Genomic DNA, 15,579 nt, shown 5'->3' with positions numbered 1-15,579 from the left:
TGTTCAACTGTTTCGCGGTCGCTATATCCACACTTTTCTTGGATGAGGAGGGCACCGAGGGCCATACGTACAGGTTTGGCCACCTGGCCACGTCTGCCGGGAAAATGTTCTGCGTAGCGGTCTTCGATGGTATCCCAAGGGATAATTTTTGAAAGTTTCACCCAGCGATTGTCGGCCTTAAGTTTACCTTCAAATGGGAGTATGAATTCTTCGAGATAGTATTGCTTTTCCAATTTACGGAACATATTTTACCTCCAGGTGCAAGGTTTTTGCATTATTTGACGCATTTTCCATGCATATTAATTCGACAAATATGCTCCCAAATCCTTGAGATTATAGGATTTTTTTTCGTTCAGCAAGCCCTAACTAGGTAATTATGGTGAGTTCTTAACTTTTTCATACCTTAAGAAGTTAGATGGTCATCATAAACTCATGACAAATTTATACATACCAAAGGAAGATGGAGCGACAACAGAGATTGATTTGATTATGCTTTCCCAAACCGGCATCTATGTTTTTGAATCAAAGAACTATAGCGGATGGATTTTTGGTGATGAGAAAAGTAAGAACTGGATGCAGACACTTCAAAATGAACAGAAGAATCGGTTTTTTAACCCTATATGGCAGAATAAAGGTCATATTAATGCTTTAAAATCGGCGACAGAATTGGACAATGATAACCTCTATAAGTCCTACATTATTTTTAGTGGGCGCTGTACACTTAAGAAAATCAACATAACTTCTCCGAATGTTAAAGTGATTAAAAGAAATGCGCTAATCAAAACGGTAAAAGAGGATATTGAAAGTTCCTTTAATTTGATGACAATAGAAGAAGTAGAACGATTATATTTAAAATTACAGAAATATGCATATGCTGATGAAACGGTTAAAAAGGCTCATGTTGATAATGTTCAAATAAGAAAGTTATAGCAAGCGTTTGTTAGTAGGGTATAACTTAATAAAACCGGTAAATAACTATAACTTCAAAATCCCAGTAGCTGAGAACGGATTGTAAAGAACTGGATAAAACAAAGACATATCTAATCACCGGGGCAGCGGGGTTTATTGGAAAAGGCACCAAGCAAAGCCACCGGGGAGAATATTGTGATAGAGAAAAAATTTTTGACCATGCAGCCCGGGATGTACCCAGGACCAACGCTTCACTATCGAACTAGAGCGTGTTTTTAATTTTAAGCACGGCACCGGTATTGAGGGTGGGTTGATGAGGTTTGCGGAATATTTTAAAGATAGGGGTCAGGCTTAAACTTGTTTAAACTTACTGCATTATTGGGTTACTTGGATGCAGTACCAGACACCTAATAGAAGTTGTGTATAAGACCTCACCTCATTTTATGGGGATGCCGGATGCCTGCAGAGATTATTATTGATAACTGTAATCAGGGAAACGTAAATACCGGCTTGAGACGTTCTGTTATAGCCCTTTATCTTGTAAGCTATATGCCGTAAGGCCAGTGAGAAAAGTTCCAGGCAGAAATGGCATGGTATATGAAGGGGAAGATTGAGTAGATGAAGAGGAGACGCGGCATAGAGAGATTTATGAGTAGGGGATATTCCCGAAAAGAGGTGATTTTGCTTGGAACACTTGATAGATCAAATCGCCGAAAAAGCTTCAAAACATAAAATTATTCCATTCATAGGGGCGGGCTGTTCTACTCCTATGTTGCATGTAGATTGGGATAGCCTAGTAAAAAAAATGAAGGCAGAAATATCCAGTCAGTGCGAAGGACACCTTGAAATTGCTCAAGATTTTGTAGATAAACGTGGGAAAAAATCTCTGTGCAATTTTCTGCAGGACTATCTTACAATAGAAGAGTTTGAAGATGAAAAGGGATATAGTTACCTGGCATTGTTAGCTATGGGGATCAAACTCATCTATACTACGAATCAGGATAATGTGATGGAACAGTGTATGAAAAAATACGGTCGTCCATACCGTAAAATTGTTTCGCTGGAGGATTTAGGAGTAGCTGAACCGGGAGATAGCCTATATATCAAGTTCCACGGTGACTTGTCTATCCCGGAATCTGTGGTGTTTGCCAAAAACGATTATAACCATCGAATGTCGTTGAATGATTATTTTTTGGATATTAAGATTAGGGCAGATCTTCTTGGGAAGAGCCTTCTTTTCATAGGTTATAGTTTTCGTGATGATAATGTTAAGCAGATTTTTCAAGAACTTCATCATGCTTTCCGGTGCAAACTGCCCAAATCATACTTAATTGCCTATATTCCCAGTGAAGAACTAGAGACGGTATGTCTGGAATATGGCATAGAGTATATTGCCCCATTAAGAATATTCCCAAACTTAAGTTATAATGAGGCCTTTGAAAAATATCTGTATCAGTTGGTAGAGAAGACATTTTCCCTAAAAACTACATCCGAGATAGGCAGTATCTTTCGACCTAATACTCCCTCCGCGAAACGAGTACTCAGTGGAATGGAAATTGGCCTTTTGAGCCAAATGCTGGATAAAGAAGAATTAACAACTGCCATCGGGAAGTTCAGGGCAAAGCTTGATCATACTATTATACCGAAGGACTACGAAGAAGAGATAATCAAACTGTTCTGTGAGATGTGTAGAAGGTGTGAAAATAATGATCAGATTATGGAACTCAATGGTGCAGCCTTTAATCTTTTTCTAAATAAAAAGGAATCAAGACTAGATGTCTATGTCCACCTCATGGCAATTGGGAATCGCCATACCAAGCAGGGGAGTATGGATTGGTATCATGTAACGATGCCTAGCATGCCAAGGGAATACGACATTGTCTTCGTAGCAATGGCGATTGATATTCTAAGGAACTGGGGAGATGCGATTACAGATGACTACCGGGAATTCATTTCGCAAAGAGTGGATCATAGTAAGGATCTTAATGAGCTTTCCAAGGAGGAGCAAAGATATGTTAAGGAGCAACTCGATTATGCGTGGGAAGGAAAAACTACCTATGAGCATCCACTAAAGCGGCAAAATCGAATTCGAAAAGCCGGATATCAGTTCCCTGGATTTGCAAAAGATTATGACAGTATTATGAAAAGCATGATGAGCTCCCTTCCCAAGGAATTTACAACGCCATATGAGGAATAATAGAATGCCAAAGAAAAAAGAGATCGAAAAGATTTTTGTATTCCGGTTAAGCATATTATGTTTTTGCTTTAGCTGACAAGCTAAATATTAAAAACCCTTGGTGTATTAAATTTTTACCAGCTAAAGTAAAGCTCGGTCTCACCCTAACACTTTGTGCCTGCCAACAGAACAGGAATTATGATATAATTGTGTAGGATATTCCAGTACAGGAGATATTTAAAAATAATCAATACATTTAAAATCTACAAAGCTACAAACCTGTTACAATATCCATATAATTGGAAATGGGGGTATTGTTTTGGGAGAAATATTTCAGACAAGGAGACCTGCAATAACAGGTAACCCACATTTAAGGACACCTCAGATAGAAGCTTATGAAAGTATTTGCGAATTTTTGGATGGAGATAACTTTGAAAGAGAGATAGGAGTTGTCCTACCTGTCGGATGTGGTAAATCTGGAGTAATTACAATTACTCCTTTTGCTTTTCGGGCAAATAGGGTACTTGTCGTAGCTCCAGGTATAAATATTGCGGAACAGCTAGGTAATGATTTCGATCCAAGCAACCCGGATATGTTTTACAAAAAATGCTGGATTCTTGATAGTGCTCCGTATCCAGAACCTGTACCTATTAGAGGAACATCCACAAACCGTGCAGACCTAGAAGACGCAGAAGTGGTTATCACTAACATACAGCAGTTACAGCGGGAAAACAATCGTTGGCGTGGTACTTTACCACAAGATTTTTTTGATTTGATATTATTTGATGAGGCTCATCATAACGTAGCTGCTAGCTGGGAGGCTCTTCGGCAAGCTTTTCCCGAGGCTAGGGTAGTAAATTATAGTGCAACCCCTGTACGCGCAGACGGACAGTTGATGGCTGGTAGAATTATTTATTCTTACCCCGTCGCTCGGGCAATACAGGAAGGTTATGTGAAGCGACTTAAAGCATTAGTATTAAATCCAACCACTTTGCGTTATGTGCGTAGAGAGGACGAGCGTGAGGTGGAAGTTGACTTAGAAGAAGTTAAGCGTTTAGGAGAAGTAGACGCAAGCTTTCGAAGAAGCATTGTCACTTCACAAGAAACACTAAATACTATTGTTGATGCTTCTATTCGTGCTTTACTTAATCTTCGACGGGAAACAACAGACCAGCGGCACAAGATAATAGCGTCTGCACTTAACTATGAACACTGTATCCAAGTAGTTCAGGCTTATAGGGCGCGAGGATTAAGGGCGGAGTACGTTCATAGCAGAGAAGATAGTATTACAAACCAACGTATTCTCCAACAACTACACAACCACGAAATCGATGTTATCGTCCAGGTTCGGAAGTTGGGGGAAGGATTTGACCATCCGTATTTGTCCGTAGCAGCCGTATTTAGTATTTTCCGCGAGTTAGCACCATTTGTACAGTTTGTCGGGCGCATTATGCGAGTTATAGAGCGAGATAATCCTAATAGTACATTAAATCAAGGAATTGTTGTATTTCATTCGGGGGCTAATATCGCACGTGTTTGGAGTGACTTTCAGGCTTTTAGTCAAGCCGACCAAGATTATTTTGACCAGTTATTGCCTCTTGAGGGGCTTGATTTTAATGATGCAAATGAGATATTGCTTGAGCCTGATATAAATGCTCCAGGGCGTCGAGCAAGGGCTGTGGAAATACGCCAGCAGAATCAAGTTTTAGTTGAAGAAATTCCCTTGTTGGATAACGATGAAGAAGCACGTCGGGCATTTGAAATTTTACGTTCAAGAGGGTTTACCCCTGATGAATACCGCAGGGCATATGAACATGAGCCAATAGCAGCACCTAGGTTTAGAGAACGCCAAGCTGCGAGAAGAGCGTTATCTGATAGAGTGCAAAACGTTACGGGGCAAATCTTAGCACGTAGGAATATCAATCCGCAAGGCAGATCATTAGATACCCGAAGGATAGGGCATAACAATTTTCAAGTTGTGAAAGCTGCAATAGATCGTAAGATAAATGGGCTTGTTGGTCACGGAACTGGTGAAAGGAGCGAGTTTTCACGGGCAGAACTGGATTCGATTGACCGAGAATTTGAAAGGTTAGTTTTGGAGGTTGAGGAGGAGATTTTCAATGCCTAGACCGAAGTCATTTATAAAGAGACTAACTGTTGAACGAGTAGCACATGCCCATAATTGCCAGCACAATCAAAAACACCGACTGGAGGCAGGAGAGGTTCGCCTAAAGGTTACAATTAATCGAACAAATGAAAACTATTGTGCTAATTGCGCCATTCAAATATTAAACCGAGATATTGATAAATTACGCAGGTTAGTTCAAGAAATTGAAAGTATGCGATAGTAAAAAGCCCCTATTGGTTACTAGGGCGCTTCCTGGAATAAAGCCTAACGCCACAAAAATAATCCGAAAACACCTCTAAAAGCCAGAAAAGCGGTGCTCTAGAAGTTGTTTATGGCGAGATCAATGGGCTTAAGAAAACTCCAAGTTAACTTGTATGGGAATTCTTAGTTCACTTTTGCGCAGAGAGTCACCATTAATAACTAGCCCTTATCTTAAAATTTAAATAAATTTATTATTTTATCCTTTTTGTGCTAAAATTATTACAACTTATGTTTATATTACAAAAAGGATTTGATGTAGAAGTGCTCGTTTTTATGGATGAATCCGGTTGTACTGGATTAAAATTTAAAAGGGGTTCATCTCCTTTTTTCATAATAACCTTGGTTGTTATTGATAGCGCCGAAATAGCTGAAAAAATATCAGCTGCAATTGAAAGGTTAAGGATAAAAAAAGATTTTTGGGGAGAGTTTCACTTTCAGAAATTACATAAAAACCTCAGGAGAGATTTTTATGTAATGCTGCAGAACTACCCAGTAAAATTCTATACTATCATTTTGGACAAGTCCCACTCGTACGTTCGGGGTATGGAAAAAAATGAGTTATATTCTGAGGTTGCAAATATAGTTTTGGACGTGCCAGACTTAAATGGTGCTTCTCTGTTTGTAGATAAGAGGGCAGATAAAGAATTTCGTAAAGAATTTGATAAATCTATAAGAAGCAAACAAAATAACGGGAAAGATAAACGGATAAACAAAATAAAACATAAAGATTGGAAAGAAAACTCACTTGTACAAGTGGCCGACATGATATGCGGTGCCATGAATTGGTATATACAAAAAAAGAATGATTACTATGTTATGATTTGTAAATTTGAACATGAAATAATACGTATATAAAAAGCGGCCAGCACAGCTAGGCCTAGGATTTTTTTACGGTAGCCCGATCCACTACCAACTGGTCACGCCCCACAGGACAATTCGCTGTGCTGGTCTCGGTGATATAAGCTTATGTAATTCCTTTACATTTTATACCACTTTACTAAAAATAAAATAGAGGCTTTAAAAGTGCCTCTATCTGTAGTATCAATATAGCTAGACTTAGGATGTTTTTACGGTAGCTCGGTCCACTACCAACTGGTCACGCCTCCACTGGAGACTATTTACTATATTGATTATTGGTGATTCCATTTTAACATATGGTTTTTAGTCTTGTCCAATTTATATAAAACTATATGAATTCGTTTAGTTAGGTAGAAAAAATACAGTAAGTATTCGACAAAGATATTACATATTTTGGGTGATAAAAGTGAGAAAGATACCTAAAACTAGTAACAAAGCGAAAGCAGAATTACATAAGAATCAGTATAAGCAATGGAGAGAAAAAAGGCTAAAACAAGGTGGATATTTTATTATATTTAATGATTTTAAAAATAACAATATTTTAAAGGAATTAAGTGGAAATGCATTAAAGTTGTATATATATTTGGGTTTGTATTCTAAGAATAATACAGGTGAATCTTGGCATTCTTTGCAAACAATGGCAGAATACTTTGAAAAAACAGAAAGAACTATTACTAATTGGTTAAGGGAACTTGAAAGTTTAGGCTTAATAACTAGGTTTCAGTTAGAAGTTGATGGTGTTGCTTATACTTTTTTAAAACCATATACATCAGATAAATAAAATGCTCGATGATGCCCGGAGAATTTGGAAAATCTGATTAGTCTTCCAAATTCTCCTAGAAGGGGTCTTGCCGCGTTAATAAGCTGAGATAATAAATGGATTTACCAACATAAAAACATTTAATTTTATAAATCTCACATTCATTGCTTAAAGTTTTATTTTTTTTATTTAGAAAGTTTTTGCTCGAGGGAATTTTAAAAGGCCTAATCAGCCTTCCAAAATTCCCCAAAAGGGGTCAGTCCCCCGCTGCATTAAAAACTTAACGAACTAAAGCGAACTTAAACCCTCCACGGCCATTGCGCTGGAGGAGGGTCTTTCATTTCCCCGTTGACTTTATCCATCGGTTTTTCGATATTAGTTTGCATAACACCCTTAATCAGAAAAGTATATTAGAAGAATAGTGTAACACAAAAATGTGGGCTTACTTTTTTTGTTAATACAATTTTTTTTAAATTAATTGTTGTACCCGTATAATTAACTCTATGGTAGAATGAGTTTGAGAATCGTGAAAGTGGGTGATACTGCATGAAATGGGAGGAAGTACGGAGGCTTTACCCAGATCAGTTCGTTAAGCTAAGGATATTGGGTTTGCGCAGGGAGGGTAACCGTGAGTACGTGGACGATGTGGCGATCGTACGCAGCATAACCGACCCGGCGGAAGCCACTAGCGAGCTGATGAAATGCAGGGGCGATACGCTGGTTTACCATACCGGTAACGAGAATGTCATACTCGAAGTGCGTACAAGGCCTGGACTTAGGGGGGCTATTTAGTGCGGCTTGAGTTTCGAGATGGGCTTATATTTACTTCACTTTCAATCACATACAAAGGTAAGACAAAGAAAATCGAAAGTATTGTTCTTGACACCGGGGCGGCGCAATCCATTGTATCTCCCGATGCTGTTGAAGAACTTGGAATTACGGTTGAGCCAGATGATATTATCGTAACCTGCTATGGAATTGGTGGCAAGCAGTACGCCGTTGCCAAGCGGGTTAACGGGATATCCTTTGGTTCTTTCAAACTTGGTGATCGAACTATTGACCTGGGGCCCGTGGACTTAGACGGTAAGATAAACGGCCTTCTGGGAATGGACATGCTAATGGAGGTCGGCGCAGTCATCGATCTGAAAAACTTACTTTTATATGAGGGGTTGTAATCGGGGAAAATCCGGAAGGTTTAACCGCCCTTCCCAAATTTCCTACTAGAACCAGGGGGACAAGGAGAAATAGAATGATTACAATTACAGCTGAAAAATTTGCAAAGATGTATGTTGAGAAAAATCCTGGAGAAAAGTTTAATGAGGTAAAATCAAATCTAAAGGCAGCACTAAGTAGAAAAAAGGCTGGAGCTGTTTGTGGAAATTGTGGTGAACCGATATGGGCAGCGGGAAGTGCTATTGTTGGATTTGATGGTTGTTTTACTTGTATTACAGGGGAAAGCGATCATTCCGAGGATTATGAAGTTTATGAGTGAGATAGGTAAGCTATCTGAAAACCGAGGTACTCTATAATGACCAATTCAAAGATACCATTCAAAGGAATAATCATATCCGTCCAACCGAGAATCAGGCTGATACGTTCATTTGATGAGCGGTCGCATAATTATCTCGGTTATTCGCTTTTCATAAGAGGTTGGATTGACGGTACTGAACGAGAATTCTCTGTAGGCATCGGTAAAGCCGCCCAGCAGAAGCACCAGTTTTGTGTTGGGGATGAAATCACCGGAGAGTGCCTTCCTGTTGCAGATGAAAGGCTGGAGCCGGTTGAGTTTTATAAAGTATCCAAGTTGAAAAAGACCGGCCATATTGACAATCCGAACACTTCTCCACCATGGGAAACAATACCACCTGATCTCGAAGTCTATAGAGAAAGGGGACATAGGCGATTAGCTGCCAGGACTTATGACAGTAAATGCACCACATGTATATGGGGATGCCGGATGCCTGTAGAAATTATTATTGATCACTGGAATTCCGGAAAGCGTAAATACCGGTTTGAGACGTTCTGTTATGGCCCGTTGTCCTGTAAGGTTTATAAGGCAGGACTGGTGAGAAAAGTTCCAGGTAGAAACGGTATGGTGTATGAAGAGGAAGATTGGATGGATGAAGAGGCGACGGGGCATAGGGAGATGGATGAGTAGGAGATATTTCTAACAGTCTTAAGGAATTTGCAGAATTCTTAGATAATACTGGAACTGTAAAAAACGATATTTGTTTAGGGGAAATTCATCAGAGTTTAAAGGTACCCTGTCGGTGTCAGGAATCATAGATGCAAATTATTAAATTTGAAATTGTTTTTAGTTTGGATTTGCGTCAACTTCCTAAATAAAAGAATCTGGTAAACACTCATGAGACAACTGGTAGTATTAGGGAAGTTAGACACAATAAGTGGATTAATTTTTTAGAGCTTAGAGGGAAAGGCGAATAATGATAAACAAAATAACAATTAAGGAAATTAAGGGGATTGAGTTTAAAGAGTTTAGTTTCAACATAGTCCCTAACAAACCCAATTTATTTGTCGCCCCTAATGGTTTTGGTAAGAGTTCACTTGCAACTGCATTTAGTTCAATGAAGAGAACTGGGATAGAATTGGACGAAGGTGATTTATTCAAACACAAGACAGATACAAGTCCAGAAGTGATTATTCAAATGAATACTGGTGAAACTTTTACTGCAAATAAAGATACTAATGAAATTTATCGTGAATTTAGTATTGAGGTCATTAATAGCCAATTATATCCAAGGGCAGCTACTAAGAATTTTGGCAGTTTCTCTTCAACATCTGCTGATATATGTGTTAGACCAATAACGATCTATAAAACGATTCCAGAAAAGAAGCTTATCGTATATTCATTTACGGAAATGAAAGAAAATTTTGGTTCAATGGGGAAAGTATTAACAAACATAGGTAGTTTTTTAAAAAAACCAATTTTTGTACATAGATTATCCCTACTGAACGAGGATTTGAAAAAGTTGGTGCAAGTTCGTAAGAAAGCAATTATTGATAAGTTTTTACTAGGGTTGGGTGCGTGTTTAGGAACTAAAAAGCAGTTAATTGAAGGTTCTTATGATTTTAGTAAATTAAATGCTATTAGCGAATTTAGTGCATTGCTAACTCTAATTTCAAACTTTAAACAAGTTAAGACACTTACTATAGAGGACTACTTAGATGCAATACAGTTAATTAGGACCTTTGAAAACAATAAAGCTGACATGAATAAAATTTACAAATATCATAATTACTTACTCATCAGGGCAGAATTGGATGAGTTATTATCAAACATGAATACTACTTGGAGAACTATCAAAACAAAAAAAACAAGAAATAGTTTGGTGTTAGAATTGCCACCTGCTACAGAAATTTCAAATGGTGAAAGAGATATTCTATGTTTTATTGCAAAGCTATATGAAGTAAAGTCAAAGCTCATTAAGCCAAAATCGATTCTTATTATTGATGAAATATTTGATTATCTAGATGATGGAAATCTAATAACAGCTCAATATTATATTAATCAAATGATTGATGAATCGAAAAGAGAAGGTAAAAAAGTCTACCCAATAATATTAACCCATTTGGATCCACAATACTTTAAGACATATGCATTTAATTTAAAGAATGTCAATTATCTTGATAGCTCGGTTGATATTATTAATAAGTATAATTTCAATAACGCATTAAAGAATAGAAATGAGATTAGTGTTTTGTCTACGCACTTCTTGCATTATCACCCAGAAGAAGTGACAGAACCACTGATGAGAAGATATCAAGTTGATGAAAAAATTATTAACTCTAGAGATTTTTATTTAGTTGTCGAAGATGAATTAAACCGGTATTTATCAGATGAAAGATACGATGTTGCAATGGTTTGTTCTGGACTAAGATTATATATTGAAAAAAAAGTATACTATATGCTTCAAGAGGAGAAGCGAGCGGCTTTTATAAAGGAACATGGTACAAGTAATAAGCTCGATTATGCCTCGACAATGGGGATTGTTGTACCAGAAATTTACTACATGCTAGGAATTATTTATAATGAGGCAGTTCATCTTGATCCTCAAGGAAAGAAGTTAATTTCGGTTGGGCAAAAACTTAAAAATAGAGTTATTAAAAAAATGATAAAAGACGTCTTCAGTGATCAAGTAATTCCAGTCACCTGCAACGTCTAACTGTCTAACACTCCAAAAAGTAGACACCTAAAAGAGGTCTTAAGCCGAAACAACCACTGAAGCTTATATTAGTTTCAAATTAGTTGTGAAAGGATCTATTCATGTTAATTCAATGCACAAAGAAACTGCTAGATGAACTAAATATAAAGCCAGCCTCCCATCCAGACGAAGAGCCTCTATTTTCCTGGCACGCCAACTTGGTAAGAGTAAACCGCAGGAAAACTGTAGTGCTTGTGAATGATAGAAACAGGTATGTTATAGTTCTCTATGGGCTGAAAGCAAAGGACTTTAAAAAATTAGATGAACATATAATACAAGCCATCCGGGAGACTTTTCAAAATGAGTGTATCAAGGATGAAATTATAGAGCAGTTCATTAATCACTCCAAGGAAGTCACCTACACAAAAACTAAGGATAGAACATCGGTAGCAAGAATGAACAAGTCCTGTGAATTAGTATATGGTTATGAAGATTTAATGTTAGAGGGATACATTAACCAAAGTGCTGTAAATATCAGGGTAAGTAGGCTCATAGTCGGTGACGGGTCTAAAAAATATGTAAGGCCCAGCGAGGAGTTGTATAAAGACCTTGAAGCTTTTGCAGATAAACCTATTTTTGCCTGTAAAGCCGTAGAACTTAAAGTTACACTGGATCTTGAAAAGTATAATGTATGGCGCAGAATAGTGGTTCCAGTGAATATAACATTTAATAAGCTGCATAAGGTTTTACAAGCAGCATTTGGCTGGAAGGATTATCATCTGCATGAATTCTATATTTATGATAATGAAAAATTTGATAACGAATTATCCATCAACCACTCCGGATATCATAAAGAAGGTTATAAACCTATTATTAATCTAGTTTATGATGAAGAAGCCTTAGGCTATGAGAATGATGTTCCGATGAAACTTGAAACCGGTATAAAGCTGTCAGAGTACATCCCTGCCAGAATAAAATATAATTATGATTTCGGGGACAACTGGCAGCATTATATTGAAGTTGAAAGAGTTATTGATGATTATGATAAAAATTATCCTGTCTGCCTTGAAGGTGAAGGGAACACACCACCAGAAGATGTGGGCGGAGAGCATGGGTATGAAGAGTTCCTTGAAATTATAGCTGATGAAAAGCATCCGGAACATGAGGAGATGGTAGCATGGGGAGAAAGCCAAGGATATAATGATTTTGATATTGAGATGGTGAATAGGGCGATGAAGTTTGAATATAGGATGTAAGAGGAATAAAAGGAACTATATAAATGTATAAAATTGTTTCCTGGGCAGCTGTGCTTCTTTGGATGGCACTCATTTTTAATCTGTCATCCCAGGTGGCGGAGCAGTCCAATCAGTTAAGTACAGGAATAACAGAGGTTATTGTAAAAACGGTAGAAAAAGTTGCTCCCAAGGCGGAGTTTGATATAAAAAGTTTCAATAATATATTAAGGAAGAATGCCCATTTCTTTGCTTATTTAGTGCTCGGAATACTGGTGTTAAAGGCTTTAAGGAGACGTGGGGCACATGGTTGCCGGACCGTTATTTTAGCTTTAGGGATTTGTGTTTTTTATGCTATATCGGATGAAGTCCACCAGTTATTCGTCCCCGGCAGAGGTGGACAGGTCAGGGATGTAATTATTGATAGTGCCGGGGCCGGTGTTGGGATTGGGCTGTATTGGGTAATTGGTCGGTTGGTTAAAAGGAATAAAAATAGATATAGAAAATAGATAACCTCGTTGAGCTACAGTTCTACTTAGGGGGTATTTTTTAGGGCTCGGCGCTTTAGTGTGTTAATACGTTAATCTAATGCATCGTTTTATTGTCAATACACATTGGGGAACCTCTGCGATGCAATCACTTGGTCATTGCCTTAATAATGACGGATAATCTCCCCTTTTTTTGGTAACCAACTCCATTGTTAAAAACACAAGAGTTAGCACAAAATAAAAGTCTCCCAGATTAGAAACGTAACCACCAATAGGAATAAAATCTCTTCCTCCGGAAAAAAGCATTAGGTCGATTGCAGTACTGATCGCAGAAGCCAATTAACAATATAAAAAAGCATTCAAATAGAGGGCGAGACCCATAAAGCTTTTTGTATACAATATCTAATTTAATTATTGCGAGGACTAATAAAATTGCGTAAATAATAAAAAACTCTTTGAAATTCGCTCTCATCATATTTATCGTGTACCATATTGAATCTCTATACATAAATCTCGTCAATTGGTCAATAAATAAGAGCGTGGCAATAAAAAACAGTCGGTACATATTTATTATCCCTGTAAAATGGTTTTCTATATTATTCTCATTCCTTCGGCGTATCTTTATCTGAACTGTCCTTAGCAGCCGCACCTCCGGAACGGATCCATTCATCTACCTCAGAAATTTTAAATTTCCATGCTCGGGTCGGAACTGGACGGGGCCGAGGGCGACCCCATCCAGTTCCTCCCAAAAGGGGTCAGTCCCTCGTTACGTTAACAGTTTAATTGGTTAAAGCGTTTAGTTAAACCTTTCCCGATTAAAACATTGCTCGGGTCGGTTCTTCCAAAAACTCCCTTAGAGGGTCTGTCCCCCACTGCGTTTAAGGGGTCAGTCCCCACTTGCGTTAATACGCTAAAGTAATGAATTATAAAAATTAGCTTTTCCTTGCCAACGGAGAAAACCCGAAGAAAAGGTTTTTCGTTTCCATAATACTCATTATCGGAACTCATTACAGTGCTCTGCAGCATCTATAATAGTAGTATTATGTATAACCTCTTACCCGAATTTTGTTTTCTTCCACAATCCACAAGTGTCCATAAATCGTTTCTTTAGATATGATAGGTAATAACTTTTTAATTAAATTAATCACGTTTTCTTTATTTTGTTGTTCAACCCTTAAAACAATGATTCCTTCATACTTTTCAGGAGGATAGATTAAAATATTTGAAAAGTCATAATCTAGAGTAATTAGGACACGCTGTTACCTTTTACATATAGTAATTAGTTGTCTATCTGGAACCCCCTCAAGACCTTCCGAGTAAACAGATTCAATATCGTGACCTGCTGCTGCTAATACATCGGCTACATCAATGGGTAAATTCTCATCAATTTTAAATTTCATTTTAACTCTACCTATAGGGCGATATGACGTTCTTTTGCAAGAAGGGCTGCATAAGCAAGAGCCGCATCGATATCAGCTGGGTTTAAAGAAGGATAACTCTTTAATATTTCTTCACGATTATGCCCAGCAGCCAGATTATCTAAAATAACAGATACGGGAATTCTGGATCCGGAAATACATGCCTTACCGTGACATACTTCCGGATCAACTGTTATTCTTTTTAAAATATTCATTTTACTTCCCCTTTCTATACGTCCCCGTCAGGTATGGGTTGGCAGGGTGGCCTGCAGGCCTTCGATAGTTACTGATATTGCTCTTCGAATTTGTTTTGGTACGCCTTCCATTCGATGTAGTCGTTTGTGGTTCACTTCTAATTATTTCATTATGTAAAAACTGGCCAGGACTAACTTTTTTATATTCTTCGGTAGAATAGGTTTGGGCGAAAATCGTTTACTTTAAAATATTGTACCATATAAAAGGGCGATCACGAAGGACGCGCTAAAACAAACAGGGGAGATTTTTGAAAGCGTTTTATTAAACCTCCCCCGACTAAAATCGTCTGAGGGGGTTTTTATTACATAATGCCTGTTACTGTAATGGGAACCAATATAATAATGTCAAATTGTGATAGAATATGGTAAAATAAAAATCGGGAATACATAATTATCAGACGGGCCTCACCTGCCGGGGATGGAAACATCTTTGAAAGGGGGTGAGGCAGGATGCAAACTATCGCACTATCAGATACAATTCAGATCGTGATAGCAGTTATCCTCCTGGTCACCCTTGTTGTGCTAATTACCGACCGCAGGCGTTAAATGCGTAACCCCTTAAACTGCTGGAACAGTTTAAGGGGCCGTAGCTAAAACCTCGGTAAAGTGAGGACCACACACCGCTTTTTAATTATCAGTATTCCCATCTATATTTTTATTATACCAAAAATCCAAAACCTTTATCAATAGGGAATCAGGGGTCACAGAGCTGAAGTCTGAAATAGTTATGACACGGTACCCGGAGGGACACGGTACCTGTCCCCCTGTCCCCCCCAAAAAGTTTTGGCAAATTTAAAATAACATGGTTGATCACTGTAATAGGGTGTGTTAATTTTTAACTGGCCGAAGAAATTCGGCCTTTTTTTGTTAAAGCGGTGAGGAATTCGGCCTTCCCGCCGCTGAAACAAAAGGGCGGGTTTCTTCGGACTACC

Annotated in this window: 12 protein-coding genes and 3 pseudogenes; 12 read left to right on the top strand and 3 right to left on the bottom strand. The window is 38.0% G+C overall.

What is annotated here, in order from left to right:
• Nucleotides 1-245: pseudogene (locus tag H569_RS0110710) on the bottom strand (IS5/IS1182 family transposase); the annotation flags it as partial.
• A gap of 136 nt (nt 246-381) precedes the next feature.
• Here H569_RS0110710 and H569_RS20085 point away from each other — a divergent pair.
• The 12 genes and pseudogenes from H569_RS20085 to H569_RS0110635 all read left to right on the top strand — a co-directional run.
• Nucleotides 382-930: pseudogene (locus H569_RS20085) on the top strand (nuclease-related domain-containing protein); the annotation flags it as partial.
• Nucleotides 931-1,594: 664 nt separating this feature from the next.
• Nucleotides 1,595-3,106: an SIR2 family NAD-dependent protein deacylase gene (locus H569_RS20080; protein ID WP_051273580.1), complete on the top strand. Its 1,512-nt coding sequence runs from the start codon at nt 1,595-1,597 to the stop codon at nt 3,104-3,106.
• A gap of 298 nt (nt 3,107-3,404) precedes the next feature.
• Entirely contained in the window at nt 3,405-5,213 is a 1,809-nt protein-coding gene (locus H569_RS0110690) for a DEAD/DEAH box helicase (RefSeq protein ID WP_034630267.1), read from the top strand.
• 534 nt (nt 5,214-5,747) lie between these two features.
• On the top strand, nt 5,748-6,329 hold the full coding sequence (locus tag H569_RS0110680; RefSeq protein ID WP_027364995.1) for a DUF3800 domain-containing protein: 582 nt from the start codon (nt 5,748-5,750) through the stop codon (nt 6,327-6,329).
• A 409-nt stretch (nt 6,330-6,738) separates the two neighbouring features.
• Nucleotides 6,739-7,113, top strand: coding sequence for a helix-turn-helix domain-containing protein (locus H569_RS20075; protein WP_051273579.1), 375 nt, complete (start codon nt 6,739-6,741; stop codon nt 7,111-7,113).
• A gap of 588 nt (nt 7,114-7,701) precedes the next feature.
• Nucleotides 7,702-7,884 (top strand): hypothetical protein, encoded by a 183-nt coding sequence (locus H569_RS0110665; RefSeq protein WP_309294783.1) that lies wholly within the window; start codon nt 7,702-7,704, stop codon nt 7,882-7,884.
• Nucleotides 7,884-8,267, top strand: a complete 384-nt coding sequence (locus tag H569_RS0110660) for a retropepsin-like aspartic protease (protein ID WP_027364993.1) — start codon at nt 7,884-7,886, stop codon at nt 8,265-8,267. Before H569_RS0110665 ends, H569_RS0110660 begins: the two co-directional genes overlap by 1 nt.
• 74 nt (nt 8,268-8,341) lie before the next feature.
• Nucleotides 8,342-8,584: a hypothetical protein gene (locus H569_RS0110655; RefSeq protein ID WP_027364992.1), complete on the top strand. Its 243-nt coding sequence runs from the start codon at nt 8,342-8,344 to the stop codon at nt 8,582-8,584.
• 36 nt (nt 8,585-8,620) lie between these two features.
• Nucleotides 8,621-9,250 carry a hypothetical protein gene (locus tag H569_RS0110650; RefSeq protein ID WP_027364991.1) on the top strand — a complete coding sequence of 210 codons (630 nt, stop codon included), beginning with the start codon at nt 8,621-8,623 and terminating at the stop codon, nt 9,248-9,250.
• 286 nt (nt 9,251-9,536) lie between these two features.
• The gene (locus H569_RS0110645) at nt 9,537-11,276 is read left to right on the top strand and encodes a hypothetical protein (RefSeq protein ID WP_027364990.1); all 1,740 of its coding nucleotides are present in this window, start codon (nt 9,537-9,539) and stop codon (nt 11,274-11,276) included.
• A 101-nt stretch (nt 11,277-11,377) separates the two neighbouring features.
• Entirely contained in the window at nt 11,378-12,511 is a 1,134-nt protein-coding gene (locus H569_RS0110640; protein ID WP_027364989.1) for a plasmid pRiA4b ORF-3 family protein, read from the top strand.
• 23 nt (nt 12,512-12,534) lie between these two features.
• Nucleotides 12,535-12,996, top strand: a complete 462-nt coding sequence (locus H569_RS0110635; RefSeq protein ID WP_027364988.1) for a VanZ family protein — start codon at nt 12,535-12,537, stop codon at nt 12,994-12,996.
• Nucleotides 12,997-14,015: 1,019 nt separating this feature from the next.
• Here the strand turns inward: H569_RS0110635 and H569_RS23635 are convergent.
• Both H569_RS23635 and H569_RS0110615 read right to left on the bottom strand, forming a co-directional pair.
• A pseudogene (locus tag H569_RS23635) lies at nt 14,016-14,375 on the bottom strand (DUF5615 family PIN-like protein).
• 11 nt (nt 14,376-14,386) lie between these two features.
• A complete protein-coding gene (locus H569_RS0110615) occupies nt 14,387-14,608 on the bottom strand; it encodes a DUF433 domain-containing protein (RefSeq protein ID WP_027364985.1) in 222 nt (73 codons plus the stop codon).
• Between the last annotated feature and the right edge of the window lie 971 nt (nt 14,609-15,579).

The organism is Desulfotruncus alcoholivorax DSM 16058 (genome assembly GCF_000430885.1).
In the GTDB taxonomy this organism is placed as follows: Bacteria; Bacillota; Desulfotomaculia; order Desulfotomaculales; family Desulfallaceae; genus Desulfotruncus; species Desulfotruncus alcoholivorax.
The sequence above is the reverse complement of the archived record's forward strand: the minus strand, read 5'-3'. Positions and strand labels throughout refer to the sequence as shown.